The sequence below is a fragment of the Streptococcus sp. Marseille-Q5855 genome (assembly GCF_946901985.1).
Classification (GTDB): domain Bacteria; phylum Bacillota; class Bacilli; order Lactobacillales; family Streptococcaceae; genus Streptococcus.
The window spans coordinates 274485-299449 of the sequence record NZ_CAMPPR010000002.1; the positions used below are offsets into that span (position 1 = coordinate 274485).

General features: G+C 39.7%; 52 protein-coding genes and 1 pseudogene. 3 read left to right on the forward strand and 50 right to left on the reverse strand.

All coding sequences use genetic code 11. From position 1 onward, the window contains the following. Position 1 precedes the first annotated feature (1 nt). The 42 genes and pseudogenes from OC529_RS03785 to OC529_RS03990 all read right to left on the reverse strand — a co-directional run bounded on the left by OC529_RS03785 (position 2) and on the right by OC529_RS03990 (position 21286). Positions 2 to 175: a hypothetical protein gene (locus tag OC529_RS03785; protein ID WP_182910613.1), complete on the reverse strand. Its 174-nt coding sequence runs from the start codon at positions 173 to 175 to the stop codon at positions 2 to 4. A gap of 17 nt (positions 176 to 192) precedes the next feature. Beyond that, positions 193 to 597, reverse strand: coding sequence for a phage tail assembly chaperone (locus OC529_RS03790; protein WP_023948071.1), 405 nt, complete (start codon positions 595 to 597; stop codon positions 193 to 195). Between the two features lie 15 nt (positions 598 to 612). Then, positions 613 to 1077, reverse strand: coding sequence for a phage tail tube protein (locus OC529_RS03795; protein ID WP_173229699.1), 465 nt, complete (start codon positions 1075 to 1077; stop codon positions 613 to 615). Positions 1078 to 1090: 13 nt separating this feature from the next. Next, positions 1091 to 2404 carry a phage tail sheath family protein gene (locus tag OC529_RS03800; protein WP_262081517.1) on the reverse strand — a complete coding sequence of 438 codons (1314 nt, stop codon included), beginning with the start codon at positions 2402 to 2404 and terminating at the stop codon, positions 1091 to 1093. Next, positions 2404 to 2574, reverse strand: coding sequence for a hypothetical protein (locus tag OC529_RS03805; protein ID WP_015973664.1), 171 nt, complete (start codon positions 2572 to 2574; stop codon positions 2404 to 2406). The genes OC529_RS03800 and OC529_RS03805 overlap by 1 nt, the downstream gene beginning before the upstream one ends. Beyond that, positions 2567 to 2983: a DUF6838 family protein gene (locus tag OC529_RS03810; RefSeq protein WP_262081518.1), complete on the reverse strand. Its 417-nt coding sequence runs from the start codon at positions 2981 to 2983 to the stop codon at positions 2567 to 2569. Before OC529_RS03810 ends, OC529_RS03805 begins: the two co-directional genes overlap by 8 nt. Continuing rightward, the gene (locus OC529_RS03815; RefSeq protein ID WP_262081519.1) at positions 2973 to 3464 is read right to left on the reverse strand and encodes an HK97 gp10 family phage protein; all 492 of its coding nucleotides are present in this window, start codon (positions 3462 to 3464) and stop codon (positions 2973 to 2975) included. Before OC529_RS03815 ends, OC529_RS03810 begins: the two co-directional genes overlap by 11 nt. Continuing rightward, on the reverse strand, positions 3461 to 3817 hold the full coding sequence (locus OC529_RS03820) for a hypothetical protein (protein WP_173283159.1): 357 nt from the start codon (positions 3815 to 3817) through the stop codon (positions 3461 to 3463). The genes OC529_RS03815 and OC529_RS03820 overlap by 4 nt, the downstream gene beginning before the upstream one ends. Next, complete coding sequence (locus OC529_RS03825) at positions 3814 to 4209, reverse strand: hypothetical protein (RefSeq protein WP_262081520.1); 396 nt, start codon at positions 4207 to 4209, stop codon at positions 3814 to 3816. Before OC529_RS03825 ends, OC529_RS03820 begins: the two co-directional genes overlap by 4 nt. A gap of 15 nt (positions 4210 to 4224) precedes the next feature. Further along, a complete protein-coding gene (locus tag OC529_RS03830; RefSeq protein ID WP_262081521.1) occupies positions 4225 to 5217 on the reverse strand; it encodes a major capsid protein in 993 nt (330 codons plus the stop codon). Then, the gene (locus OC529_RS03835; protein ID WP_262081522.1) at positions 5217 to 5798 is read right to left on the reverse strand and encodes a phage scaffolding protein; all 582 of its coding nucleotides are present in this window, start codon (positions 5796 to 5798) and stop codon (positions 5217 to 5219) included. The genes OC529_RS03830 and OC529_RS03835 overlap by 1 nt, the downstream gene beginning before the upstream one ends. A 155-nt stretch (positions 5799 to 5953) precedes the next feature. After that, positions 5954 to 6166: a crAss001_48 related protein gene (locus tag OC529_RS03840; protein WP_262081523.1), complete on the reverse strand. Its 213-nt coding sequence runs from the start codon at positions 6164 to 6166 to the stop codon at positions 5954 to 5956. Positions 6167 to 6221: 55 nt separating this feature from the next. Next, positions 6222 to 6401: a CPCC family cysteine-rich protein gene (locus tag OC529_RS03845; protein WP_223335869.1), complete on the reverse strand. Its 180-nt coding sequence runs from the start codon at positions 6399 to 6401 to the stop codon at positions 6222 to 6224. After that, positions 6394 to 7947, reverse strand: coding sequence for a minor capsid protein (locus OC529_RS03850; protein WP_262081524.1), 1554 nt, complete (start codon positions 7945 to 7947; stop codon positions 6394 to 6396). Before OC529_RS03850 ends, OC529_RS03845 begins: the two co-directional genes overlap by 8 nt. After that, a complete protein-coding gene (locus OC529_RS03855) occupies positions 7928 to 9343 on the reverse strand; it encodes a phage portal protein (RefSeq protein ID WP_262081525.1) in 1416 nt (471 codons plus the stop codon). The genes OC529_RS03850 and OC529_RS03855 overlap by 20 nt, the downstream gene beginning before the upstream one ends. Then, positions 9334 to 10599, reverse strand: coding sequence for a PBSX family phage terminase large subunit (locus OC529_RS03860; RefSeq protein ID WP_262081549.1), 1266 nt, complete (start codon positions 10597 to 10599; stop codon positions 9334 to 9336). The genes OC529_RS03855 and OC529_RS03860 overlap by 10 nt, the downstream gene beginning before the upstream one ends. Continuing rightward, on the reverse strand, positions 10596 to 11312 hold the full coding sequence (gene terS, locus OC529_RS03865) for a phage terminase small subunit (protein WP_262081526.1): 717 nt from the start codon (positions 11310 to 11312) through the stop codon (positions 10596 to 10598). The genes OC529_RS03860 and terS overlap by 4 nt, the downstream gene beginning before the upstream one ends. Positions 11313 to 11917: 605 nt before the next feature. Continuing rightward, the gene (locus OC529_RS03870; protein WP_173278716.1) at positions 11918 to 12322 is read right to left on the reverse strand and encodes a DUF1492 domain-containing protein; all 405 of its coding nucleotides are present in this window, start codon (positions 12320 to 12322) and stop codon (positions 11918 to 11920) included. Positions 12323 to 12398: 76 nt separating this feature from the next. Then, positions 12399 to 13262 carry an SPFH domain-containing protein gene (locus OC529_RS03875; RefSeq protein WP_262081527.1) on the reverse strand — a complete coding sequence of 288 codons (864 nt, stop codon included), beginning with the start codon at positions 13260 to 13262 and terminating at the stop codon, positions 12399 to 12401. Between the two features lie 16 nt (positions 13263 to 13278). Next, positions 13279 to 13443, reverse strand: a complete 165-nt coding sequence (locus OC529_RS03880) for a hypothetical protein (protein ID WP_262081528.1) — start codon at positions 13441 to 13443, stop codon at positions 13279 to 13281. Continuing rightward, complete coding sequence (locus OC529_RS03885; protein WP_262081529.1) at positions 13433 to 13660, reverse strand: DUF3310 domain-containing protein; 228 nt, start codon at positions 13658 to 13660, stop codon at positions 13433 to 13435. Before OC529_RS03885 ends, OC529_RS03880 begins: the two co-directional genes overlap by 11 nt. 1 nt (position 13661) lies before the next feature. Continuing rightward, positions 13662 to 14222, reverse strand: coding sequence for an Lrp/AsnC family transcriptional regulator (locus tag OC529_RS03890; protein WP_262081530.1), 561 nt, complete (start codon positions 14220 to 14222; stop codon positions 13662 to 13664). Next, positions 14173 to 14352, reverse strand: coding sequence for a hypothetical protein (locus OC529_RS03895; protein ID WP_112444006.1), 180 nt, complete (start codon positions 14350 to 14352; stop codon positions 14173 to 14175). Before OC529_RS03895 ends, OC529_RS03890 begins: the two co-directional genes overlap by 50 nt. After that, a complete protein-coding gene (locus tag OC529_RS03900; protein WP_262081531.1) occupies positions 14345 to 14725 on the reverse strand; it encodes a YopX family protein in 381 nt (126 codons plus the stop codon). Before OC529_RS03900 ends, OC529_RS03895 begins: the two co-directional genes overlap by 8 nt. An 11-nt stretch (positions 14726 to 14736) precedes the next feature. Continuing rightward, positions 14737 to 15159, reverse strand: a complete 423-nt coding sequence (locus OC529_RS03905) for a hypothetical protein (RefSeq protein WP_262081400.1) — start codon at positions 15157 to 15159, stop codon at positions 14737 to 14739. Next, positions 15156 to 15416 carry a DUF1372 family protein gene (locus OC529_RS03910; RefSeq protein WP_262081401.1) on the reverse strand — a complete coding sequence of 87 codons (261 nt, stop codon included), beginning with the start codon at positions 15414 to 15416 and terminating at the stop codon, positions 15156 to 15158. The genes OC529_RS03905 and OC529_RS03910 overlap by 4 nt, the downstream gene beginning before the upstream one ends. Then, a complete protein-coding gene (locus OC529_RS03915) occupies positions 15413 to 15580 on the reverse strand; it encodes a hypothetical protein (RefSeq protein ID WP_262081532.1) in 168 nt (55 codons plus the stop codon). Before OC529_RS03915 ends, OC529_RS03910 begins: the two co-directional genes overlap by 4 nt. 148 nt (positions 15581 to 15728) lie before the next feature. Further along, a complete protein-coding gene (locus tag OC529_RS03920) occupies positions 15729 to 15986 on the reverse strand; it encodes a hypothetical protein (RefSeq protein WP_262081533.1) in 258 nt (85 codons plus the stop codon). After that, positions 15986 to 16489 carry a DUF1642 domain-containing protein gene (locus OC529_RS03925; protein WP_262081534.1) on the reverse strand — a complete coding sequence of 168 codons (504 nt, stop codon included), beginning with the start codon at positions 16487 to 16489 and terminating at the stop codon, positions 15986 to 15988. Before OC529_RS03925 ends, OC529_RS03920 begins: the two co-directional genes overlap by 1 nt. Then, a complete protein-coding gene (locus tag OC529_RS03930; protein ID WP_262081404.1) occupies positions 16482 to 16670 on the reverse strand; it encodes a hypothetical protein in 189 nt (62 codons plus the stop codon). Before OC529_RS03930 ends, OC529_RS03925 begins: the two co-directional genes overlap by 8 nt. After that, positions 16657 to 16824, reverse strand: coding sequence for a hypothetical protein (locus OC529_RS03935; RefSeq protein ID WP_262081405.1), 168 nt, complete (start codon positions 16822 to 16824; stop codon positions 16657 to 16659). The genes OC529_RS03930 and OC529_RS03935 overlap by 14 nt, the downstream gene beginning before the upstream one ends. A gap of 15 nt (positions 16825 to 16839) precedes the next feature. Then, positions 16840 to 17265: a hypothetical protein gene (locus OC529_RS03940; RefSeq protein WP_262081406.1), complete on the reverse strand. Its 426-nt coding sequence runs from the start codon at positions 17263 to 17265 to the stop codon at positions 16840 to 16842. A 148-nt stretch (positions 17266 to 17413) separates the two neighbouring features. After that, positions 17414 to 17605 (reverse strand): annotated as a pseudogene (locus tag OC529_RS03945) (helix-turn-helix domain-containing protein); the annotation flags it as partial. Between the two features lie 19 nt (positions 17606 to 17624). After that, positions 17625 to 17750 carry a hypothetical protein gene (locus tag OC529_RS03950; RefSeq protein ID WP_262081407.1) on the reverse strand — a complete coding sequence of 42 codons (126 nt, stop codon included), beginning with the start codon at positions 17748 to 17750 and terminating at the stop codon, positions 17625 to 17627. A gap of 94 nt (positions 17751 to 17844) precedes the next feature. Further along, complete coding sequence (locus OC529_RS03955; RefSeq protein ID WP_262081408.1) at positions 17845 to 18114, reverse strand: hypothetical protein; 270 nt, start codon at positions 18112 to 18114, stop codon at positions 17845 to 17847. A gap of 2 nt (positions 18115 to 18116) precedes the next feature. Continuing rightward, on the reverse strand, positions 18117 to 19181 hold the full coding sequence (locus OC529_RS03960; protein ID WP_262081409.1) for a DUF1351 domain-containing protein: 1065 nt from the start codon (positions 19179 to 19181) through the stop codon (positions 18117 to 18119). Positions 19182 to 19190: 9 nt separating this feature from the next. Next, entirely contained in the window at positions 19191 to 19943 is a 753-nt protein-coding gene (bet, locus tag OC529_RS03965) for a phage recombination protein Bet (protein WP_262081410.1), read from the reverse strand. Beyond that, positions 19940 to 20116: a hypothetical protein gene (locus OC529_RS03970; RefSeq protein ID WP_262081411.1), complete on the reverse strand. Its 177-nt coding sequence runs from the start codon at positions 20114 to 20116 to the stop codon at positions 19940 to 19942. The genes bet and OC529_RS03970 overlap by 4 nt, the downstream gene beginning before the upstream one ends. A gap of 105 nt (positions 20117 to 20221) precedes the next feature. Then, positions 20222 to 20365, reverse strand: a complete 144-nt coding sequence (locus OC529_RS03975; protein ID WP_000196747.1) for a hypothetical protein — start codon at positions 20363 to 20365, stop codon at positions 20222 to 20224. 16 nt (positions 20366 to 20381) lie between these two features. Beyond that, entirely contained in the window at positions 20382 to 20708 is a 327-nt protein-coding gene (locus OC529_RS03980; RefSeq protein WP_262081412.1) for a hypothetical protein, read from the reverse strand. Between the two features lie 2 nt (positions 20709 to 20710). Further along, positions 20711 to 21022, reverse strand: a complete 312-nt coding sequence (locus OC529_RS03985; protein WP_061759964.1) for a hypothetical protein — start codon at positions 21020 to 21022, stop codon at positions 20711 to 20713. 78 nt (positions 21023 to 21100) lie between these two features. Then, complete coding sequence (locus tag OC529_RS03990; protein WP_049492603.1) at positions 21101 to 21286, reverse strand: helix-turn-helix domain-containing protein; 186 nt, start codon at positions 21284 to 21286, stop codon at positions 21101 to 21103. A gap of 146 nt (positions 21287 to 21432) precedes the next feature. Between OC529_RS03990 and OC529_RS03995 the strand changes: the two genes are divergently transcribed. Continuing rightward, on the forward strand, positions 21433 to 21657 hold the full coding sequence (locus OC529_RS03995; protein ID WP_262081535.1) for a DUF2188 domain-containing protein: 225 nt from the start codon (positions 21433 to 21435) through the stop codon (positions 21655 to 21657). On the opposite strand, the gene OC529_RS04000 is transcribed toward OC529_RS03995, so the two are convergent. From OC529_RS04000 to OC529_RS04015, 4 genes are all read right to left on the reverse strand, one after another. Further along, complete coding sequence (locus OC529_RS04000; RefSeq protein ID WP_023947987.1) at positions 21654 to 21836, reverse strand: hypothetical protein; 183 nt, start codon at positions 21834 to 21836, stop codon at positions 21654 to 21656. The genes OC529_RS03995 and OC529_RS04000 overlap by 4 nt on opposite strands. 201 nt (positions 21837 to 22037) lie before the next feature. Continuing rightward, positions 22038 to 22316 (reverse strand): transcriptional regulator, encoded by a 279-nt coding sequence (locus tag OC529_RS04005; RefSeq protein ID WP_410096176.1) that lies wholly within the window; start codon positions 22314 to 22316, stop codon positions 22038 to 22040. 199 nt (positions 22317 to 22515) lie between these two features. Continuing rightward, the gene (locus OC529_RS04010; RefSeq protein ID WP_239499797.1) at positions 22516 to 22707 is read right to left on the reverse strand and encodes a helix-turn-helix domain-containing protein; all 192 of its coding nucleotides are present in this window, start codon (positions 22705 to 22707) and stop codon (positions 22516 to 22518) included. Positions 22708 to 22728: 21 nt separating this feature from the next. After that, positions 22729 to 22914 (reverse strand): helix-turn-helix domain-containing protein, encoded by a 186-nt coding sequence (locus OC529_RS04015; protein WP_262081536.1) that lies wholly within the window; start codon positions 22912 to 22914, stop codon positions 22729 to 22731. Positions 22915 to 23060: 146 nt separating this feature from the next. Here OC529_RS04015 and OC529_RS04020 point away from each other — a divergent pair, with 146 nt between their 5' ends. After that, on the forward strand, positions 23061 to 23285 hold the full coding sequence (locus tag OC529_RS04020; RefSeq protein WP_164226328.1) for a DUF2188 domain-containing protein: 225 nt from the start codon (positions 23061 to 23063) through the stop codon (positions 23283 to 23285). Here OC529_RS04020 and OC529_RS04025 read toward each other — a convergent pair. Both OC529_RS04025 and OC529_RS04030 read right to left on the reverse strand, forming a co-directional pair. Next, complete coding sequence (locus tag OC529_RS04025; RefSeq protein WP_164226327.1) at positions 23282 to 23464, reverse strand: hypothetical protein; 183 nt, start codon at positions 23462 to 23464, stop codon at positions 23282 to 23284. The genes OC529_RS04020 and OC529_RS04025 overlap by 4 nt on opposite strands. 1 nt (position 23465) lies before the next feature. Continuing rightward, entirely contained in the window at positions 23466 to 23612 is a 147-nt protein-coding gene (locus tag OC529_RS04030; protein ID WP_000389581.1) for a hypothetical protein, read from the reverse strand. A 90-nt stretch (positions 23613 to 23702) separates the two neighbouring features. On the opposite strand from OC529_RS04030, the gene OC529_RS04035 reads away from it, so the two are divergent. Next, complete coding sequence (locus OC529_RS04035) at positions 23703 to 24479, forward strand: DUF4393 domain-containing protein (RefSeq protein ID WP_050390781.1); 777 nt, start codon at positions 23703 to 23705, stop codon at positions 24477 to 24479. Here OC529_RS04035 and OC529_RS04040 read toward each other — a convergent pair. Together OC529_RS04040 and OC529_RS04045 are read right to left on the reverse strand one after the other, a co-directional pair. Then, a complete protein-coding gene (locus tag OC529_RS04040) occupies positions 24463 to 24657 on the reverse strand; it encodes a hypothetical protein (RefSeq protein WP_262081537.1) in 195 nt (64 codons plus the stop codon). The two genes, OC529_RS04035 and OC529_RS04040, sit on opposite strands and share 17 nt — an antisense overlap. 170 nt (positions 24658 to 24827) lie before the next feature. Further along, complete coding sequence (locus OC529_RS04045; RefSeq protein ID WP_153192915.1) at positions 24828 to 24965, reverse strand: hypothetical protein; 138 nt, start codon at positions 24963 to 24965, stop codon at positions 24828 to 24830.

The window sequence follows — 24965 nt, forward strand, 5'->3', positions numbered from 1 at the left end:
TCTACCGTCTCCTCCTTCCTTTGCTTTTTCTTTCCATTTCTTTGTGTTCCTTTTCTTCTGCCTCTACTCGGATATCGATAAAGGCAAAAATCAAGGCTTTTTCACGTTTAGATAAGCTATCCAAAAAGGACGGAGTCCAGTTGAATTGATGCAAACAGTAGTAAGCATAACTCAACTCTGCGTCCCCGTCCTCTAGTCGTTTTTTGCTTCTTCGACAAGATCATTGATGTCTTCATCAAATCCGTTAAGCGACTGGATTTCTTGCATTAGGGTAGCATATTCCCCAATCTTCAACATAGCTTTCAAGGTTGCCGCTTCATCCCCGACAGTACGATAAGACTCTTGTAGTTGAGCGTCTTTCAAGTCTGGTGTAACAACGCAGGCAGACATTAAAGAGTCGATGTACTTATCGTTGTTGAACTCAGGAATAGCCACACCTTGGCGGTTTTTCTTCTTGATTGTCGCACGTTTCTTCAACGTATCGTTTAGACTTTCGTCAATACTTCGAATGACAAAAGGAGATTTGAAGCGCTTAAGGTGTACTTCCTTTGTTTCTTCCTGCTGAACGTTTTCTAGTAAAAAGTCTGAAATTGCCATTTATCTATCCTCTTTCTAACCTAATTTAGGCGCATTAAATTTTTCCAAGATATCCACATCTTCAAAAGTAAAGTTGACTTCTTCTTCCAAGAAATCTTCCTCAACTTTTAGTTGACCCATCACAACTTCATCAAGGTTACATTCACGCAAGATAGTTGTTTGACGACCGATTGAACTTGTCGCATCGTCATTGGTCACTTGGATATCAAAGAATGTATCCCGACCATTCTTCATGTAGTCCAACATCATTTCCTTGAATGTTGAAGTTACACCGTAAATAGTCATCTTACCTTCTCCCTTGAAACCAGTCGCTTTTACTTGCGTACCACGTTTGTTAAGGGTGCGGACTTCTTCTTTGTTTTTCTTAACTGTAGCTTCAAGTTCCTTGATATAGAACATGAACTCGTTTCTTCCGTCGATGTGAATAAAAGCGGTACCTTCCTGACCGCTGATTACGTCACGACCTTTTAAAAAAGCCATACTATCTCCTTTCCTACTCTACTGTAACTGTCATGTACAGTTTTTCCATGCTGTCCACTGGTTTCACTTTTACGTTAACCACTACAGACTCTTTCAACTCACCACGTAGCACCTCGATGTCTTCTACTTTGAAGTCTTCAATAGCACCACGAGCTTCAAGGTCTTTGAAGTAGCGAATACGGTTCGCTTTAAACGCTTGACGTCCATCTTCGTTGTTGCTTACCTTTCCAAGGAAATACTCAGAGAAAGCGTAACGAGTATCGTTCACGATATCGTCCAAGGTACGCAAGATACGGTTCTTACGGAAGTCTTGGTTCTTTTCAATCGTGAAGCTGACGTGTGAGTTGATATCTTGTTCAACTACCGCACGACCACGACGAGCAGTGAAGACAAATTGCCCTTTCAAGAGCGCATCTTCTGTCTCTGTATGGCTCAAACGTCCCACAACATCAACAGAGTCTTCGTACTTCTCATAAGTCAACGATTTCTCAACGCCAGCATTTGCGCTTGCTGCTGCAACCCATACAGTCGCTTTAGTCTTATCAATAACTGTCTTGTCAGACAAGATAACGCCGTTTTTAACGTTAATAACTGCTTCGCTATCTGCATCTGAGTCCGCCACAACCAATTGAGCACCAAGCCCTTCGTCTTCACGCATGCGTTTGATGAAGTTGATAGCTGCCTTCTTGATAGAAGCATCTTCTACTGGCAAAGCCATATAGTTAAACTCAACTGTTTCAAGCGCCTTGAAGTATTCTGAGTAGTCTTGGGTTGAGACTGCACCGTCAGTACCGCCAGTAAGTTTAGCACCAGCCACCGCTTGCAGTTCGCCAATTCCTGAAAATTCAACTAGATCATTGTTTTTCAAATCGGCCAAGACTTTTACAGTCTGCGAGTCCATAACAACAGTATCAAGGAATGTGACAACATCAAATGAACTTGGGTCGTCTACGTTTGTTTTGACTGTTACTGTGATGTCATTCCCACGGACACCGCTATATTTAGCTTGAGCCGTTACGTTGTCTGAAAGGCTTACGTTTGCCTTTTCGCCTGTATTCAGACGATAGAGCAAGACTTCACTAACACGTTTGAATGCTTCATTCAGCAACAAAAGCTGTGGGCTTTCTTGCTCATAACCTAGCTTCTTAAATAGGTCTTCACCACGTCGAATTTTCATCAATTTCTTTGATTGACCGAAACTGAGTGCCAACGGTACTGTTACGACACCGTCACCGCCAAGGCGAGTCATTGCGATGTCTTTTGATTTGACGTTGATGTAAGCACCTGGTCTTACTTTATTTTGGCGTTTCCAAATTCCACCTGCCATTACTTAATCTTCCTTCCTAGTTCGTATTCTAGTTTTGCTCTTGCTTCTTCCAAGCTATAAGACTCTTCTGGATCTAAAATAGCCCCCAAAATGTCTTTTTCTCCGTTGGTAAAAGCGCTACTTTCCAAAATGTCCGCAGTAGGGAACACAATTCCGTCTACATTATCCATCTTTTACCTCTTCTTTCACTTTCAATTCACGTTGTTTGATATCTTCCTCTTCTAACTTCAAGCGTGTACTTGCGTTAAAAATACAATGCAGAACGTTGTCAACCACTTCATACTGACGGTCAAATAAATGAATCGTCGGTAAGTGTAAGAGTTTATAACTCAATTCTTCCTGCATTGCTAAACACTCGCTACGCTTTTTCTTAGAAGGAAAATAAGACAAATCCACTTTAGAACGTACTTTCACATACTTGTTGGCCTCTGGAGTGTACTTAGTATCAACCACATGGATAAAAAAACAAGGCTCTTTAAAACCTTGCTCTACTTCATCCAGATAAATCCTGATGTCAGGATATAACCCCTTGATGTGACTAACTAACTCCTCGACTAACCGAAAGCCTTTATTTGCCATTTCCTAACACTACCTTTCTCATAAAGCTATCATACTTATCACGGACACGATTTTCCATATCGCTTTTAGTATCTTCAACCGTTTTATGAAGAAAAAATTGCCCTGGAACAAAGCCACCATTAACCGTCTTATGCCCGTACTCAACGTGTGGGGCATAGTAGACCTTGTTATAGACTTTCTGCTTATAAGTCCGTCCAGATACTTCAATATGGCTTTTAGACCAGCCTTTTTGCAAGGTTCCGCCTTGTTTACCATGAGCACTTGCCCAAAATTTGACGTGTTTGCCATCTTTGGTAGTGAACTCAACCCAATGATCCGTATAAACACCAACAGGCGTTCTCTCTTTCACTTTGGAATTTAGTTCTGTACCTTCATAATTCAAGGTCTGTCTCATAAATCGGTCTACTTTCGCTTGATTTGCATTCCTGTTGAAGTTGTTAGCAAACTTAGCAAAACTGCGATAATCAAAACTGCCACTCATGACTTGCCCTCTAGCTTTATAGCAATTTCTTGATGTGACCAATACTGACCAATAGGCACATTAGACCGTGTAAACACTTTAACGTGCCCATTTCTATCAGTCACCTCAATCTTGCAACCTGCTGGGATATCATAAACAACTGAGCAAAAGAGTTTCATATCGTAGCCATTGGCTTGATAGTCGCTCCCGTTCGTTGAACTATTACTCATTTGCGAAATCCTACAAGGAATGTCTTCTAATAGCACGCTTTCTGACATACTGGTCAAACCGTCTATCTCTTGCTCTGTATAACCTTTAACCGTCATTTTACAGTCATACAAGGAATCAAAGACTGTCTTAGCATATTCGGTCATAGTAGCTTCCTAAAACGATTCAACTGACGCTTGTAGCGCTCAAGTGATGACGGCACTTGTTTCATTCGTTGAATCATTTCGTAAGGGCTAACCTTTTCGATTGTCGTATCACCCATTTTGATACTCTTAACCGAAAAGTCGTCTGCAGCAGCTTTTTCAGCAAGCACGCTTTGCTCCTTGACCTTGTCCAGTAAGTCGTTGGTCATGTCTATCCATACGTTCTCTAAACGTCCAGGCACACTGTCTTGGTGAATATAATTCAAAATCTCGTTTTCTGCTTGGGTTAAAGCGTAGTGGAGTACTTCCATATCTTTGAAATAATTATCCTGACGCATTTTCCGAACGCATGAGATCAAGTACATTGTGTTGTCTTGTTTCAATTCTTGAATCATATTCTGTCACCCAATCTATTTGCCAATTTTGTGTTTCAAAGCGATAATACCGATGTTCTTAGGCTCATAAACACGTTGCCAGTTCTTGAATTTAGCCAAGTCAGCGTTTGATGGAGTGATGTTTCCAGTGTCCACTTCTGCGCCAGTCCATTTCACACCGTAAGGGTGCATAACAAGGGCACGACGAGTGTAAATCATGTCGTTGCCTTTAGCAGCTTCACGAGAAGTTTCAAATGTAGTCAATCCTGATGGATTTCCTGTATTGAGACCGATTGAACCTGTGCGGAAAAGATATGAAGTATAGATATCTCCTGTTGGTGCAATACCATCATCGATAATGACACGGTAACCAAGGTAAGTCGGAATGTTGATAGTCGCAGTTGTTGGCTGGATGTATTGAATCAAGTTGTCTTTTTGTAGTTTAGTATAAACTGCAGAGTGCATAGCAATAGCAGTAACTTGATCAGCAGAATCTCCAAGCAATTGTTTGGCGTCAAGCACCATAGCTGCATCGATACCAGTAGATGCTTTGGATTGGTCTGATACGTGAGTTTCTTCAAGCGCACCTTTCTCTCCACCAGTTCCAGTAGCAAAGATACCATTCAAGGTAGCAATCAAGGCTTTTTGGTCTTCACGCAACCAGTAAGCACCGATACGGTTCAAGATAGCACGGACTGGGTCAGAACCGGCTACAATACCAGTCAATTCGTTAGCAGCCCAACCACGTCCACGGTAAAGAACGCAGGCGATGTCTGCTCCAGCAGTGATTTTTCCAGTTTCTAGCGCTTTGTCGCCATTGCCTAGAACCTCAGAATCTCCAGTAAGGTCATTCCAAAACGGCATGTTGACCAAAAGACCACCAGATGTAATGTTTTCAGAGACACGCTCGTCTGATACTGCAATACCACTTTGAACGAAAGCAGATTTAGCAGCCGTGTACTGTTGCATGTATGCATTGTACCGTTGAGGTGTAATCGCGTCTAGAATTTTTGTAAGTTCATTAGCCATTAGTTATTTTCTCCTTGTTGTTCTAAAAATTGAGTTAGGTTGAAGTTAGGATTGCTCATAGCAGTGTCCCAATCCCCTAAATTAGCACCTTGCCCATCGCCTTGGTTTGGCGTATATTGGGCTTGTTTCTCCCCGTTAAAGAGATATGGACTCTTAGCACGCTGAGCTTCGATTTGCTCAGTCAAGCCAATCAATTTGCCATCTTTTACAGAGATTTCGTCTTTGTTTAAGATTTTTCCAAAAATTTCTGCGTCTCGAACGCCAGCTTTTGTCAATTCAGCATCGATTAAGCGAGATTTGTTCTCATCTGCTAGTTTCGTCTCAAGCGCTTCTGTATCTTGCTTGTACTTAGCCTGTAAGTCCTCTAGCTTTTGCTGAATATCTTCAACATCTGCGCCTTTTTTCTTCAAATCATTCAAGTCTTTATCACGTTGTGTCAGCTGTCCACGCACGCTCTCTAATTCGCTTTCTTTACTTGCCACATCATCCTTTAATTTTTGGACAGAAGCACCATACAAAGCGAAGACTTGAGAAATTTGGTCTTCAGTTAAGCCGATGTTTGCCAGTTGTTCTTTTTTCATTTTGAAAATCCTTTCCTCTACGCTAGGCTTTTTAGGTGTTCTCCATCACCAGTCGCTCCGCTTTTATTAGGACTACGGACTTGTCCAATAGTTGAACCTTTTAACGCCATGTTCAGGGCATAAGAAAACCGCCTCGATTTCGATGCGGTTAGATTTTATAGTTTAATTTCTTCAATTTTTGCACGCTGTTCTAGAGTTGAAAGGTAATCCCACATAACCGAACGTTGCCTCTTTAACAAATCGATAGGACATCTAGGTTCAAACTCAAGTTTCCCTTTTTCGTATCGACCAATCATCATGTCTAACTTCTGGAATCGTTCTTTCAATTCGTAGTATTCTTTTTTAAAGCGTTCTTTCCAATCTTCCATATCTTTGCTCCTTTCTAAGCATAAGAAAAGCACTTAGATTTCTCTAGGTGCTTGTTTATCTAATCGGTAAGCCTTTTGCGTAAGCTTCTTTAGCCTCCGCAAGTGTCATTTTATTAGGACCGCCATCGATATTAAATGCTCCCGTATTTTGCCAATGACAAACATCACAAATATCATAAGTTTCTACTAAATTTCCACATACGGGGCAATGCACATGTTCCCATCCGTCAATCATTATTATATTCTTTTTTATAGTCGTCATGGTAATATTCCTCTCCATCATCTGGCTTAAACATAGTTGTTATTCTCGCTTTTCCTGAGGCATTTCTTTTCCCAATCGCAATTGTCCCCGTTTCTCGATTAAATCGAACTCTTCTTTCTCCAGTATCATAACCTATAATATTTTTAGAGACAACAGAAGATAATAAATTTCTAGCCAATTGTTGATATTCTTCAGGGCTTTCCGCTCCGAACTCTTTCCCATGACTTTTGAAATGTCCATTTAAAGATTTCTCAGTAGGAAACTTGGACTTTGCCCATCTGATGCGGTCTTTTAGATCCTTATATCCCTCAGCATCATTATACTTCAAATCATAGAAACCTGCAAATGTTTTGGGTATATTTTGAGGGCCTAAAACCTGCCTATAAGCTATGAACTGTTCCTTGGTTCTGCGGACTCTGTCCTTTTCCAATCGTTCAGCTTGTAGCTTGTCCTTGATAGCAGTTTGGCCATACTTATCAAGTTGTTGCTTTCGCCAATCCTTGAAGGTCTGACCACTTTCAACCTCATAGCCTTTTCCTGTTTCAATATCTCTTGCATAGCGTTTCCCGCCTTTTTCTAAGGCAGGAACCGTTGTACATCGACAATGAGGGTGCATAGTAGGATAATTCACACCCTTTTCTGCATCCTTAACAAGAAATACCTTACCGTCTAACTCGCCACAAATAGGGCATGTGTGAACCTCTAAGGTCGCTAGATACCTGTACTTCTTGATATTGTCGTCTTGGTATTCATCTAATGTTGCCTGAGCCTGAATTCCGTTCGTTTCCGTCTGCAAAACAGTAACTGCACGATTACGAGCACGTTCGAACTCAATTGCTAGAAGCTTACTAGACTGGTCTATCGGATAGCCTCGGTTTAAATCATTGGTTACAAGCGATTCTACTCTACTAACCAATTCATCCATATTGCTGCCCCAAACACGCTCAGAGAACCGCTTACCTTTGAAGTTTTCGGTGATTGCCTTTTGAAGATACTCTTCTTCTAGGCGCTCAGGCTTGAAATTCGGTTCTCTTTTGGTCTGTCTATGGTAGTTGTAAGCACGATTTAAGTAGGTTTCTTGGTAGGTTTGTTTGAGGTGTGTTTCTATTCGCTTATTGATTTTACCAGTCATTTCAGCGATATCCATCTCAACACCAGCAAACAAGGCATCTGCATTTGTTTTGACCTTTATTGACCTTGACCACTCTGTTAAATCAGGATGTTTCTTAACAAAGCTAGCAATCTCTTGCTTGGTTTTCATTTGGTCAGTCTTAGTCAGGGATAACAGATAAAATGGTAATGAGTCGCTACGATTTTTAGATACCCTCTCGAACGACTCTAAACGACCTGCAATGCGTTTTAGTGTTCTGCGGTATAAATTATCGATGTAGTCTATTATCTCGCTGAGGTCGTCAATCTGAGCCAGCTCATATAGCAATCTGTCTTTCTCTTCTCGGTTGAGGTCATCAAGAGATTCGATGAAAGCAATCTTCTCTTTTTTATTCAGTTTCCGACTCATGCTCTACCTCTTCCATGTCGTAGAGTTTTTCAGATTGTTCCTCTTGTTCAGCTTTCTGCAAGCGTAGTTCATCCTGCCAATCTTCTACAATTGGATTCGATTTAGCTACGTTCTCTCTTGATGTGATAGTTGCAAGAGTAGAAACTACTTGAGCCATTTCTGTATCGTTATTGATTGAGTTCCGTGTCCATGTTTGCTTGATTTTGAGTTTATCGGATAACCCTAGATGTTTCAAGATCATCTTGACAAGCGTGGCATATCCACTTCTGAACTGAGTTTCCATATTCCCAACTTTTAACTCTAAAAGAGAGTAAAGGAACTTCAAAGCAACGCCTGAACTGTTCCCTAGTTTATCTGTTTCAGGGTTAACCCCTTGGCCGCTGATAAAGATTTGTTTCTTAGTCCGCTCTAAAATCAGATTTCTAGCTTCTGTTGGGATGTCAATCGCAATGGTTGTAACTCCTGACTGGTCTCCCATACCATCGTTGTCCATCTTAATCATCTTGTAGCGTTTCAAATCTTCAAGAAACTCTTGCTTGTCCTGCCCACCGTAATTTGTAAGAACAAAGATAACCTCTTGGACATCGTCTGTGTCATTGACAAACCCACTAAAGACCTTGTCGTAAACATCAACTAGGTCTTTGATTGGTTTCAAGTCGTTGGTCTCGATTTCATTGTTTTTGAATGGAATAAAAGGAACAAGGCCAAAATCATGCTTGAAACTATTGTCACTTGAGCGGTCGCCATTCATGGTATCAACCAAAGAGATTGCCTGGAATGTCTCTAATTCTTCCAGCGGCTTATTTTCTTCGTGACGATAGAAAGAGCACTCTTTGTCGTTCCAGTATTCGTAAACAGTGTAATTCTTACCATCTGTTTCATCAATACTAGAGTATACTCGCAGTACCCCAATCAACTTTTTATCCAAAGACTTTGAGTAGATTGGTATCACTTCTTTTGAGTCCACGCAAGCATATCTAAACGAGTTATCACTAGCGTCTTTCCAAACATGAAGCCAAGCGATGCCAGCGTTTCCTGCATTCACACAAAGCTGCTTGCTGATACGTTCATAATCGTCTCCTAAGACATCCACGATCATATCATTTACCTTTTTATCGTCCACATCGAAGGTAGGCGGATAGGTCAACGCATAAGCCTTTTTCTGGTCAAGCAATAACTGGTGCCAGTTGTGACTAATACGGTTGTCAGCATTACGAAACGCATTATCTTCTGCTTTCGCTTCGTTCTCAGCTCCTTTTTTATCGGCAGGCTTACGCTTTCGTTTAATATCATTCTCGTTACGATAGTATTTCTCGGCTTCAGCTGCTTGTGAGACAAACTTTCCGTGCTTAACCATCTGCGACGAGATTATTTTTTTAATTACTTCTATTTCCAAACAGTCATACCTCCTGACTTGAATAATACTGTATAGCAGAAATAACGCAGGGCGTCCATTGCGTGGTCGAATTGTTTGATAGGCTTGTCCTCGCCGTTTGCCGAAGCTTTCTCGTCCCAGACATAAGCGTGGAACTCTTTCAGCGTATTCACACAACTCTCATGTACTGCTATTTTCTCTTGGCCTAACATAGACCCAACAAAACGAATGCCTTCAAGAACATTATTTCTAGCTTTTTTGATTTTATATCCTCGCTTCTTCAATTCAGCAATGAATGAAGCAGCAGACGGGTCAATAATAATACGTTCGATGTTCGTATCTCCTAGCCAAGCAGTTAGATCATCAGCGTACTCGGCATTGGTCTTCTGTACGTTCTCGTCACGACCTGAGTAATAATATTCTCTTGTCAAGTAATACTTGCCATTGATATCTTTTTCCCACAAAAGAAAAACGGTCGCATTCTGCGTACCGTAATCGACCGAAACATATTTGCCCAGCTTACTCATTTCTGGCAAGGTTGATACAACATGCTTATCCTTACTGAACATATCGTAGACAATACCTTCTGCAACCGTCCAAAGACCTTGGATATATCGCTGATAGAAAACACCTTGATATTGACTTCTATAACGCTTCTTGATGTTCTCTGAAAGAGAAAGGTTGTCGTCCATATCAAAATGCAGATAAAGCATATTCTTTGTTTCTGCTTTGTCTATCCAATTAACTTTAAACCAATGATAAGGCCCGTCTGGGTTGCAGTTGAACCACCACTTAGAGCCTGTCACAGAGCACCGACCTGTGCCCTGGTTAACAAACGACTCTGGCATAAGCGCCACTTCATCGAAAAAGATTCCTGCCAGCGTCAAACCTTGAATAAGATCCTGTGAACTTTCGTCCTTACCACCAAAGATATAAAAATCATTCGACACGTCGCCTTTTGTGATTTCTATCAAGTTATCCGTCCGATGATAGACGTAGCTAAAACCTCTTGACTGTATCATAACTAACAACAGTTTCAGGACGTTACGATTGAAAGAGCCGATTGTCTTACCACACATCGCAAAGTTCTGATGGTTGAATGATGTCATCGCCCAGATAACGAAGGCTAGACTCATAGAGACAGTCTTACCAGAACGGATAGCACCATCAGCGATAATGCCTTCCGATTCATAATCCGGAGAGTTCCAAAGCCACCAAGTTAGCACTTTCTTCTGCTTTTTGCTAAAAGGTTGAAATTCGAATGTATTGGTCTTTATTTTTCTTCTCGCCACGTTTCTTCGACTATCCCTTCTAATGCTTTGATAAAGCCATCATCGTGTACATTCTCAGGCTCGTCTTCAGATAATTTAGACTTCATTACCTCAATTCTCAATCTCTGCTCTTCTGTAGCGAGGCTTGAGCGAGTCATTTCATCATATGTTTTAATCATATTTCTAAGTTCTCCTTGCGCTCTCGCTAACGACACCAAAGCTTTATTTTGCTTATCCCAAGCAGTGTGAACTTCATAGCTTTCTCCGCCTTTCGCTGTACTAGCTATAAGCAGGCTAGTAGTGTCCTCAATATCTTGCACATACAGAATGCGCTGAGCATGTAGCAGATTAGCATAGGTCAACGTGATGTTTTCCCAAAGAATGTCGATAGGCTGTTTTCCTGAAAGCTCTTGCGCTATCTCATATACCTCTTGAGGTAGATTCTTAGCAAACAGACCGTGTTTAAGGGCATTTTGATTACCTATACTTCCGCCTTTACTATTCGTATTGCCTTTCGGCGCTCCCCGTTTCCTTTTTGTAGTACTACATTCATCTTTTGTAGTACTACATTCACTCCATTTATCTCTTAACTTCCAAACTGAGATAGTTTTTTCAGGCACACCCAACATGTCACCAATCTTGCGGTTAGTGATGTTTCCGTTATTCTGCTTATAAATCTCAAAAGCTTTATCTCGGTTTGGGTCTCGTGCTCTGCCCAACCTATTACCTCCTATTTGTCCGTTTTGTAAATCAAAAAAGCCACACGATGTGCGACCTTCTTGCAAGACGACTACAACCTTGCGTGTTAATTAGTAATCAATTTGAGAGTTTTCCTTTTTTTATTTTTTTGTAGTCTTTACAACCTCTGAGGGAATCAAACCCTCTAGCTTATAACTTACCTAGGATATAAGTAGCTACGCAATCATGCAAGGTCTAGTCGCTCCGCAACCATTTTTAAGTTAATGAGTGATATATGAATGCTAAGCCTACTGCCTACCCCATTCTGGGACACAAACACTCAAATGACAGTAGCTGGAATCGAACCAACTGGTCTAGCAGTAAAACGCACGCTTGGTAAAAAAATTAAGGAGACCCAAACAACCTGCTAACCTGTCCTTACTGTCTGAGAGGCCGAAACCTCAAAATTATTATAAAAGTTATAAAGGAGACATCAATGAACGAAATAGAGGGAAGGACTCGAACCATCAATGCCCTTTACGACACTCTGGTTTCAGGTACCTCTCTTTTCAATTCTTGACACTACCATTCTAACAGATTTTTAGAACCGTGCTGTTCCAAAAAGTCCCATACGATCACTATGAGGTTAGATGACTTCTCCCAAAGCTAAAACCGCCTCATTTTTTAACCTGTAATAGGTTGTACGACTCATCTTCAAATCATAACAAACGCTATCAGCGGTGCCTTTGTTGATGTAAGTCATTCTTAATACCGCCCTGTGTTTGGGATTTTTAAGCCTGTTGATCATTCGACCTAATTCAAGTTTTCTGTTAATAACCTCTTTAGTATCCTGCTCTATAGCCTCTTTCATCACTACCAACTGAGTATAGACATCATCAACTTTTCTAGTCTGTCCACCTTGGACTTTGACACCTGACCACTTAGGACTTGAAAGCAAACCTGCCTCAAGCTCTTTGATTTCATCTATACGGCTTTGGATGTCCATGTCAAGGTCTTGTAATTCTTTCAATAGCTCTTTAGCCTTGTTCACTCTCTATCTCCTTTGTGATATAATAGTCTTTGCGAGAACTATTAGCTGAGACAGAGGGTGTCTTGGCTTTTTTATTTTATTCTTTATTCGTGATCACACTACCTGCACCGTTAACAGTAACCCAGCCATGCTTCTCTCTGGCTTCTGCTTCTTTCATCCGGATAAGATTATCTGTGATTGAGTCTGACTTAGCTTTGTTGGCCTTGGCTTCACCTTCTGCTTTAATGATACCTGCGTCTGCTTCTGCTTGAGCTTGAACTTTTTTAGTATCAGCTTCAACTTTTGCTTTTTCTTGTTCCTGTTTAGCTGTATCGATTTCCTTTTGTTTGACCGATTCATTTTTGATTGCTGCTTCAATCTCGTCTCCTGCATCTTGGTCTGTGATTGTAAAAGAAACAAACTCCAAATCGTAAGACTCAAATTTTTCTTTAAGAGCCTTATCAATTGCCTCATAGACCTCAGTACGCTTGTCACCCAGCACATCATAGATATCATAATTACCTGTTACCGATTCTATAGCACGTTGAACTGCTGGAGATACTACACTATCATTTACTGTTTCCAAAGTAGTGTAGTTAGAGAATACCGTCATAGCTTTTTCCTTATTGACACGATATTTCACATCGATATTCGTATTCAACCATTGACCGTCTTTTGTCTGAGTCGTGATTTTCTCCATTGTTTTTGTTTGAACAGACGTAGATAAGGTGTAGACTTTGTCAATAAATGGCATTTTTAGATGATATCCTGTTTGCATGGTATTTTCTTGCACACCTCCAATTGCGCTAACTTTAACTCCAACTGTATTAGCTGAGATACGCTTCACGGCCGTGAGACGAAAAATACCAAGTGAAGCAATTGCTGCAACTGTAATGATACCGCCCTTAGCAAGTTTTGTAAGTGTCGTTTTTCCTGTTTCATGATTGTATTGTGTAAACATTGTTTTTACTCCTTTTTTAAATTATTTTCCCATCAAAAACTAGTGTTATTGTACCTGTACCATCTTTGTGTTTAGATACTAAAGCGCGACAATCTGAGCCCAATTCAATACCCTCAACTGTGATACTGCGCTTTATCTTGTTAACATTGATGATTGTTCCCATTGATGTTTTAATTCTCATGCTCCATCTCCTCAATCAACCAATCAAGGTTCTTTCTGGCTTTCTTCAGGTCTTCCAGACCGTTTTTCTTTTGAAACCGTAACATATACTTGATTGCGTTGCCCCAAAAGAAAGCAGACGTTCCGGAAAGGCTCCCAACGAAGTTATGCACAACATCGATAGCCTCAAGACCGTTTGCACCTTGGTAGTGGCTTGGTTTGTTTATGTTGTCTGTCATGTTAAGTCCTCCTCATAAAAATCATATCATTCAAATTCCTCCAAGCGAAATTGTTACTTTGATTTCTAAACTCTCGCTTTTTGTAAGGAATATGATGTTTATTCAAGTAGTAATATACCTGATTGTAATGTAGTCCTAATTTTTGTGCGATATCTTTTACAGCTATACCTTGATTGGCTAGCGAAACTACATCTTTGTGAAATATAGTCAAGTCTAAAATTTTTCGTTTCCCTAATTTTCGGATACGGTCTCGAATGGCTTTCTCACTACGTCCTAAGATACGAGCCAAGGTCTTGTACGAAAAGCGTTGGTAGTATTTCAGGATATAGCTATCATCTGCGTCTGACCATTTGGGCTGAAATTGCAAGTTAGGATTGTATTTCTGGAGTTTGGCTAATTTTGACCGAACTGCTTGGTAACTTCTATCCAAAAACTTGCAAGCCTGTGTTAAATCATGCTCTTCTCTGGACAAGACGTACCACTCCAGATAATCAACCTCATCTTCTGTCCATCTACGTCCTGCCATAATGTTTAGACGCTCCATGTAAATAATAAGTGCCATCTTTACGCTTGTTTACGTAATACGTATATTGCCCATCTGGACTAGCGTAGGAAATCTGCTTCTCTCCTGCCCAGATACCATTGTCACGCATCATATGGCAATTCTCCATAATCCATTCTACGTCAGGCATCTAGCAACTCCTTGTTTTCGTAGATGTTGCCTACAACCTCACAATCAGTATGGCGTAACCACAATTCACATCCGTGTTGTTTTGATTCAAGACGATAGGCTCCTCCATAATGCCTTACAACCTCGTAATAAGTCGGTTCAGAATAGACATCCTTAGACATTTTGACTATATCGCCATCAAAGATAATATTGCCATCCCTATCAACCATATCTGTTGATTGCATGATGACTAGATTATCAACAAAAACATAATCTGGAGGGCACATGACATCCTCCTGTTCAACCACTACAACTTGCCCACTTTCTGTTATTGAGAAAGTGTCTTTAAACATCTCTTTATTTGTGGTATCCCACGCTCTAAATTTTGGAATCATGTTAAATCCTCCTAAGCATTAACAACTGGAAAATGAATATCACCAATCACTAAAGAGCCTACGCTGTAATAATAGCCGTTATGCTCTGCTTCACAATTGGCAATAGCTACAGGGTTCTGATTATGGAAGATAGTTACTTTGTTTTTATAACCAGTTCCCCAATGGTCGGGGATTTCTTCCGGTTCTCCAATTTCAACATTAGTAATCACAGCGTCAAGTAATACATCTTGGAACTCCCCACCTGCTGAGGCACAGCAATCACTTTCAGACATTTCAATAGTGACCTTTGTGCCGTCTTCAAGCAGCAAAAAGTCCTTATCCCATTTCACAATACGCTTAAAGAGCAACAATTCTTTAAGTTCTTCCAACGACCCGTACCTTGCATTTTTCCAATCAGGCTCATAATAGTCTGGTAGTTTAATAGTTTCTGTCATAGTAACACCTCATCCCCAACTTTCACTTTCTCATACACGTCCTTCGTAACCACGAACACACCGTAGTCACGAATGGTTATCGTGTACAGCTTGCCGTGTCGTCCTTTCTCGACGACTTTACCAAATATCTCAGCGCCTACGTTATCCGCCTTGTAGATAACCAACGGCTTCTTCTCTTCCAAATCTCGAATCCTGTCCATCTGCCAGATGTTTAGTCCAGCAGATAATAATATCCAGATTGCGATAAAACGTTTCAATCTGTGACCTCCTTTTCTATAGTAATCGTAAATTCATGGTCATTTATGTTTAAAGGTAGAACTCCCCCTGTTTTTGAATCGTCTTTTAGCAAATCCAATACAATTTCTAAAACTTGCTTACCTAAAATCAATTGCGTCTCTAAAATATTTTGCTCATCTGCCATCACTTCACCTCCTTGTCCTTAATTTCTCCAGTAAGTCTATTTTCTAAAATGTGACTTGTATAGCAAATATCGCTTTTATATGTATAGTGATCAACGGTTTCTTCAACCCATTGACTTCGTGTGTAAGGATATCTGTTTGGTCGTTTCATCACTGCACCTCATTTTCCAATTCAAAATCAATTCCATACATAAGCAAATGGCTTTGAAAATCCACAAATTCTTCAACCATTTCAGCTTCTTGAAAGTCGTATTCCTCAACCATACTTAAGAAATCATCAATATCATTTCTTTGTACACTTCCGTATTCTGTCTTTGTGTGTTCCATGGCTTGTTCATAGCCATCAACATCAATTGTGTAGCGTATTCTGCCACTCGAAAAATCATATTTATAATTCTTGATAATCATCACTCCACCTCCTCAATCTCAATACCTTCACAATTGAAAACCCAGCCGAATCCAGCTTCTTCTAGTTCTTTGCGAGTGTGAGTTCGCCCTTCGACGATGGTCCCGAGTGTATCAATCCAAATCCAGCTATCGTCATGTTTGATACAGGTCAAAACACCTCCGCTCGAAGAAACATTAGGCATTACAACCTTATACCGCTTCTCTTCCTCGACCTCGTAGCCGTTAAGCCAAGCTCTAGCTACTAAATCAAATGGTCTTTCTTGCATAAACCATTTCCTAACTTCATCGTTCGTGAAATCAAATTCGAATAATTCTGCCACGTCTTTACAAGCTTTTCTAGCTTCCTCAATCCATTCAGCCACAAACTGCGGAACCTTGACTTTTTCTGGTTCGTCTAGTTGTTGCAAGTCTCTTAGAACGCTTTTTAGAATAGTTTTTCCGCTAACAATACCTACAAGACATTCAACCGCTTCGTATTTCTCAATCAATTCCTGCTTATTCATCTTTCAACTCCTCTACTTTCTGCCTTAATTCTTTATTCTTTTTCTTCAACAAATCGCGCTCCAGCTCTCTAATGCGTCTTTTCCGTTCATCGCACGGCTTCGAATACTCGATTATCTTCTCTTCGTTTTGCTCGATTGTGCGTTTCAATCCGTCAATCACAATCTGTTTATCGTACTTCATCTTCTAAAAATCTTTCAATAGCTTCTCTGTAGGAGACTTTCGCCAAGCCGTCTAAGTCGTTCAGTGCTTCAATATAGTCTGGACGACCTTGCCCGTACTGCTCTTTCAAAAATTCAACAAAGAGATGAATTTCCTGATAGGTTACTCCAATCATATTTCTATCCTCCTATCAAATCCCATCCACTATCCTCTGCAATATCTCGTGATATTCGTAAATCTCCAGCTCAATCCTATAATTCTTATTTCCAGACTTGCCACCGTGCATAAACTCAGTCGATACTATCACATTGTAGTTATCATCTGTCCAAATATTAGCGTCCGTCAAACCGTCAAACAAAGCCTTGCTTGTAGGCGACCAGTTCGGTGGGTCATACTTCCGATTTGTCGGAGGATATATCCGAACCTTAACCTTGCAAGGCTTGTCCTCGCTGTAAGGCAACCCAAAGTAATCTCTCAGTACATTCTTGCCCTCGTATTCGGCCAACTGCCGTAAAAACTTAGTGATTTTAGACTTTTGATGAAAGTGCGGTCTATCATTTGAGTTAATCATCTGCTTTCTGTTTAACTCAAATTTAAGAATCAATCTTTCCTGCATTCAACCTCCCTAGCCATCTAGCTTTTTCCACGCTTGCTATTGCAAGAATGTCATTAGCTAAATCAAAAGCTGTGTACCAATCCAGAATTCCTAACAAGTCCTTGTGCTCCTTTAGTTCATCAACTAAGCTTTCCAATCGTTCCAATGGGTTACTTTCATACCCCAACAGATATCCAACGCTTACCTCGAAGTAGTCAGCTAGTTGCTGGGCTTTTTCTGGTTTAATTTGGCTTTCTCCGTTTTCCCAGCGTGATAGAGTCTTTTCTGATATGCTCATTTCTTTTGCTATTTCCTTTTGAGTTAGCTTTTTTTCTTGTCTTAATTCTTTTAGTCTGTTCATCAAAACACCTCATTCAGTTTCATAATCTCCTCTCTGCCATACTTCCTACCAAAATCCCACGCCTGCCAAATTGTGAGCAAGGCAAGCGTGAGTGAAATTCTTTGCGCCATTCATCCAAGGTCACACGACCGTTTTTTTGACGCATTTTCTAGTTCGCAGTTTTACAAGAATGCACGGCTTGTTGGTTTTTGAGTTGTTTCCCAAATGGAAATAGTTGGTTTTTGATTATTTTTCCCCTCTTAAAAGGGCAATAATTGAATGATAATAAAATCTTCCGATATTTTTTCAACATCACAAACATAGGCATTAAGTAAGGATTCCTCAGTTTTGTATGTTGTTTGGTTTTCAACACTTTCATTCCAACAAATAAATCGAGGTTTGAGACCAGGCCATCCAGAACGACCAAATAACGCAATACATTCCTCTTTGTTTTGATGTATAGCGAATGTAATACCATGTGGGCAGCCTGTGTCATGAGTTTCTAGTATATCTTTTACTTGTTTACTCATACTTACCACCCACATTGCTCATTGAGTTCAGCCTGAGTCAATGGCTCAATACGTTGATAACCGCTGACTTGATAGTTCTTTTTAAAATCAAATCCGAGTTGACTTAGACCAGCCTTGAAACGGTCTTTTTCGGCTGTGTCTACAAAATACACCTCTAAAGTCATTTTTTGAGTATATCGTTTTAGGTTGTTTTCAGCCCCTCTAAGAGCGTTAGGCTCATTTTGGGGGATTTGCTCACCGTCCAAGTTTTCGCCTGTCTCTGGGTCAAAACTTGGGGTCTCCGTTGATTTTGGAACTTGTTCCTGCTGTTTAGTTTGTTGAGCTGCTAAAAGCTCCTGATTATCTCGCTCTGCTCGTTCTTGAGTCTGCCTGAGCTCTTCCTTTTGCTTTTCAAATTCATAGTCAGCTTTGATTTGTTCAAAGACCCCAGCAAGAGTCAAGTCTTTCAGCTGTCTAATGTAAGGTGAGTCAGTCATGCCATACTCAGCACATAACCCTGAAATAGCTGACTTAGCCTTTTCAAATTCTTGCTGTCTCTGAAACTCAAATGTGACCATGTCGTCAAGTGATTTCATTGTGGCTTTTTTAAGCGTCACGCCGTCAGCCATGAAATCGCTAGCCTTGACATACTCAAGGGCCTTTTCATCAAATAGGCGAGGGTCCAGCATGTACTCAGCTGATTTGTTGGCTATGTAACTCTTAACCGTATCTATTTTTAGTTGTCTTTGATGTTCTTCAATTTCCTTGATACCTTTATCAAATTCACTAACTACGGTTGCAAATGGTTCAATAATTGACTTTGCATAACTATCCCATGTGTTAGCTGTCTCTGATAGCAAGTTTTTAGTGTCGATACGGATACGATTTTTAGACTCAATTAGCTTATTAAATTCAGCTCGCTTTGCCTTGTCATCTTTGAGAGTACTAGCTGTAGGAATATAGTCCTTGTACTTTTCAGTAGCCTCTATGAGGTCTTTTTCAAAAGACTCTCTAGTAAGCTCATCCGTTGTAATCATTTCATAAATTTTATTGATTTTCTTATCATCAATAACCTGTAATTCTTGCATGTTGTCCTCCTAATATTCAAGTTCACCGTCTAGCAACTCGCCCTGGATTGTCTCCTCAGTTTGAGCAGGTTCGGGATTTGCATGATTTGCCTCTTGCTCTTTGTTAAATTGCTCAATCTGAGCCATCTTGCGTGCCACGACATCCTCACGGCTCTCTTGAGGCGTGACATCTTTGATACGGTCAAATGTTTCTCCGCCGTCATCCTCTGTGTACATATTGCCTAAATCCTCAGGAAAAGCCTCTCTAAGAGCATTTACCAGAGCCGTCTTTCTAATCATGGTAGCCGGCATAGAGTTCCAGGTGCTTTGTTTCTTGTCATATTCCTCTCGGCTAACGAAAATCTCCACCGGTACCTTGAAATTTTTACGGTACACTCTTGCCCATCCGCCTATCAATGTGTCTCCTGGGAGCATGATTGCCCCTTTGCGTTCGTGTATAACACCCTCGCTATCTACCGCCACTACTCCAGCCTCAAATCCCTCATAGTCTTTACATTGAGCGGCACGTTTCAAGAAAGCCTCTTTAGAGACAATCAAACTGAACTCTGTGCCTCCATTACGATTTTTGTAAGCCACAATGTAGACCTCGTTAGCAAATGGGTTAAGATTGCGACCTTTACATAAGGCTAGAGCCTGACCTATTTGTTTTTCAGTCAACAGGTTTTGTGGGTCAAAATACTTTTTGATGTCTGCTCCGGTCAGTAAACTTGGGTCAATAGTAATATCACGTTTTGTCTGCGTTGCTAATTGATTATTTGTCATTTTCTTCCTTTCGTCTTCTTCAAATTCCAATTTTCACGCTTTAAGCGTCGATTTTCGTTTTGCAATTTCAAAATAATGTCCTGTTGGTCGTTGATGATTTGCCCCAGCTCTCGGCCAAGATGAATATACTCAGCTCGCCAGTTGTCGATTTCTGCAAGTAATTCCTCAATCATACTTCATCACCCACATATCGATACTGCCCACATCCAACATAGATGTATTGGCTAGGGTCAAGTTCTTCTTGCTCCTCAGGCGGTTGCATTATATCTCTGTCATAATCAAACATGAGCATACACCTTTCCAAGTTCCAGCACTCGTTTCACATATCTGGCCTTGGATGTTAGTCCAAGATCCAGCAATTCGTTTTTTTCTTCATGATTGGCCAAAAGCCATACACGGTTTTCAAGTTCAATTCTAGTCATCAGCGTCTCCTTTGCTCTATCCCAAATACTTTGCATGGCGTGCTCTTCGTGGTTCTGGCAAGGCTAGTGGCTCAGGGCGCAATCCTACAGGCGGTTCATTGTCGTAGGTAAAGCCTTTGAACTCCCGACGGATATTCTTGCGGATTTGTTCTCTTTCAATTTCACGACCCATTTCAAGCAATTCATTACAAGCTCTAACCACTTGCGTGTCATATTCTTCTTGCAAACGTCTTTCTTCCTCTTCCTGTTTCTCCATCTGATGAACTAGGATTCCTGCGCTGATAAATCCTAAAATCACTGCGCCAGTTCCTAATAATTGGCTAACTAATGGTGGTTCAAACATTTTTATACTCCTAACATTTTTTCTTTTTTCATATTCTCAAGCATTTCTGATAAAGTTTCTTTCTTCGTACGATAGCGATTACGACTTTTCCATTTGACAAACATGCGAAATCCTTCGTAGTCAATAAATACAATCTTATGAGTTGGATTATCGATGAACTGCTTGAAGTCTGGATGTTCTCGCATTTCACCTGCCCAGACTTTTGCAGTCCCTGGAGTCAACCCTTCCCACCTCTGACAAAGATGTTTGTAATCACCATGCGTAGCTTTTTCGTCCACATCAACTGGCTTATAAGTAATTTCTGTTTTCGGCATGCAATTTCCTCTCTTTCGTGTTATAATCATGTTGAATATTTAAGTATGCGCCTGATTGCCGTCAGGTGCTTTTTTATTTTATCTTAGTTCATCTATGCTGATGCCTAACGCATCAGCGACTTTGCATATATTCGGCCAAGAAAGGTATTTGACTTTTCCGCTTTTCAGGTCAGAAAAGAAACTTCGATTGACTCCAGCCATCTTAGATAATTGATGTCCGTTCAAATTTCTTTCCTGCATAATTCTGTTTAATTGTTCCCACATGTTATACCTCCAAAAACACTATATGTTGTTTAACACACATATATGATTAACAACATGTTGTGCTTTTCTGCTATCTATGTTATAATCATTCTTGACTAAGACCTCTCCCGTTTTAGTCAAAATTCCAATAGAAAGGAGATTTAAGCATGGGCAAAAATCAGCATGTTGTCCCTGCCAAAAATGGTGGTTGGAACGTGAAAGGCGCTGGCAATTCAAGAGCAACTGTTCACACTACTACAAAGAGTGAAGCTACAAATATTGCTAGACAGATTTCACGAAATCAAGGTTCCGAACTTATCATTCATGGCAAAAATGGGAAAATTCAAAGCCGTGACAGCCACGGTAAAGATCCATTCCCACCTAAAGGCTAGTCATAATTTGGTCTTAGCCTTACAACATATCCTGTAGCAGTGGTTACATCATCTAGTGTGACTTCTGCTATTTTTTTCGCTCCATCCTCTGTTTCAACAATTAGCCGTGTATAAAAGCGACTATCTAAAATGTTCATCAGATTTGGTTTGAAACTATATGGATATCGTCTTGGTCTCATTTCCTTCTCCTTTGTATTTATTTTTTCTACCCTCTCTTTCATTTATTTAGAGAAGTAGGACTTGTTGTCTTTTAATATTTATTGTTATTTAATACTTGTTGTTAGTTAATATTTATTAGTGCCTTATTTTACAACGTTGTAAAATGCAATGTTGTAAAATACAATGTTGTAAAATACAATGTTGTAAAATGCAACTTTGTATTAAGTAATTGTGGATAACTCAGACTTCTTCATAGCTATCGCTTCATCAAGACGTTGCAACATAATTTCAAATTGAAAATCAGTTATTTTTGTATCTGAGAAGAATCTGAAAGTCTGAACTCCTCTCCCTCTGCCGAGGCTTTTTTTGACAGTCCGTAAATATCCAGCTTTTTCAATCTTTTTGAAATGCCTTAAAACCATTTCGCGGCTAATATTCAACCGTCTGGCTATTTCCTCTGGATATACAAGCCAATTCTCTTTATTGCTGAGAATAACCATCAATATCCCAATTGTCGCAGGTTCAAGTTTTGGATCTCTCAGAAAATCATTTTTAACCGCTGTGTAATCATCCGTTGCATTTCTGAAAGATTAGTTGGACATTCAAGTTTTTAAAATCTGTCATACGCTCTCCTTTCTCTTCGCTTATTTTCATTCAGCCTTCCTTCGATCTCATTATTGAGATATTTTTTTGAAAAAATTAAGACGTTTCTGTCCATGTAATATCTTGATATTTAATTCCGAGAATCTGTTCGATAATTGGAATATATTTACTATTTGGCATCGTATGACCTTTTCGCCAGTTTGTGACTGTCTGAGGTGACACCCCAATCTTTTCAGCAAATTCTGCAACAGTTAAATCTTTAACTACCATCCACTTTTTAAGATTCATTTCCTGCACGCACTCACCCCCTTATCTTAATTCATCCAAGCTGACTTCCAGTGCATCAGCGATTTTGCACATATTCGTCCACGACATCTCTTTCATCCTACCAGCCTTTAGGTTAGAAAAATTAGATGGATGGACATTTGATTCTTTAGCTAAACGATACATCGACCAGCCTTTTATTTTTAATTGTTTTTCAATTTTATCCCACATCGAAAATACCATATGTTGTGTTTTTCAAGCACATTACACCCTCTCTTATACAATATGTTGACAAACAAAAATGTTTGAGTTATAATATATCTTGACTAAGACCTCTCCCGTTTTAGTCAAAATTTCAGAAGAAAGGAGATTTAATCATGGGTAAAAATCAGCATGTTGTCCCTGCCAAAAATGGTGGTTGGAACGTGAAAGGTGCTGGCAATTCAAGAGCAACTGTTCATACTACTACAAAGAGTGAAGCTGAAAATATTGCTAGACAGATTTCACGAAATCAAGGTTCCGAACTTATCATTCATGGCAAAGATGGGAAAATTCAAAGTCGTGACAGCCACGGTAAAGATCCATTCCCACCCAAAGGCTAGTCATAATTTGGTCTTAACCTTACAACATATCCTGCAGCAGAAGTTACATCATCTAGTGTGACTTCTGCTATTTTTTTTGCTCCATCCTCTGTTTCAACAATTAGCCGTGTATAGAAGCGACTATCTAAAATGTTCATCAGATTCGGTTTGAAACTATACGGATATCGTCTTGGTCTCATTTTATACCCTCGTCTTACTTTCCAACGCCCTGAGTTCTATCTCATGGCTAACTTGTTTCAATAGCTTCTCACATGCTATTTTAGCTTCTCTGTACGTTGTGTTTTCACTGATAAAGTAATCAGCAAGTTCGATGATTTTGTCTTCCATGATTGTCTCCAAAAATCAGTCTCAAGACCGATGCGTTGTTTTATATAAACTGCTACATTAGCAGTAATTTTAAGAAACGAGGAATTCCTAATGGATGATTTATTACCAACAATATTAACTTCTTTTGCAACTACTATGGCTACAAAAGGGGCGGAAGCTCCCGCTCACACTTTTAATGAAGCGTGGAAGTATTTTTTTGGTGGAGTAAATAGCTTCTTGATGAGAGCTAATTTAAAACGTGAAGTCAATGACGTGAAATACGCACAATCCTTTATAGATAAAGCTTTCAAAATCCCTGATGAACAACTACAAGAACCAAAGCTTAGTATAATCGGTCCTGCTCTAGAAGCTTCAAAGTTTTATATTGATGAAGAAGAAATCAGAGAAATGTTCGCGTCTTTATTAGCTGCATCATTTGATAGTTCAAAAAATGATATTTTACACCATTCGTATATTGAGATCATTAAACAATTATCCCCACTAGATGCTAAAAACCTCAGGTTTATTTTTGATAATAAAAAATATCCTATAGCTAAGTATTCAAGCAACACTCCTGGAACATATTCTTACAAAGATTTAAAGACAAATGTATTTTTACCAGAACACGATGTTTTATCAAATGAGTTAATCAAAATTATAGATAATAACTCATCTTCAATTTCAAATTTAGAACGCCTAGGTTTAATATTTGTTGATCGCATCAATCCATTAGCAGATGATTCTTTATATCACAATTTAGAACACAATCAATTGGTAGATTTTTATAAAGAATTACTCCACGAAAAAAACTTGGAATTAGATATTACAAAACAAAGCGTTTCGATGACACCTTTTGGTAAAAACTTTTGCTCTATTTGTATTTATTAGCAATTCTATCCATTGTATCTAAAGTAAGTTTTTGTATCTCTTTTCGTGCTTGCAATTCATTGTCAAAGAAATTCTCAAGCATTTCGGTCAATCTATTCGAATATCCTCGCAATAGCATTACCGTCACCAAAAATGAAGTAATTACTGATACGAGAACCGCTGAAAAAACACTTTCCATTTTCCTACTCCTTATCTTTTTTATCACATCGGTATTCCACTATCTTACGAATAGTGAAAGATACAATCACAAATCCTGCTAGGATTATCAATCCTGTATTTTCATCCATTGCTTTTCACGGCAAATGATGGTACACTATCAAGTAGAGGTTGGGGCTTCTGCCCCTTTCTCTACTTTTTGTTTTGAAGCTTACGTTTGTGTTCTAAAATTTGTTTGTGCCACAAACGTGCTTCTCTGACTAAGCCTAGTGCCAAGATGACGGTTGCAGTGTCCTTGGTTGCTAGGCTTTTTATGATGTGTTCCATCAT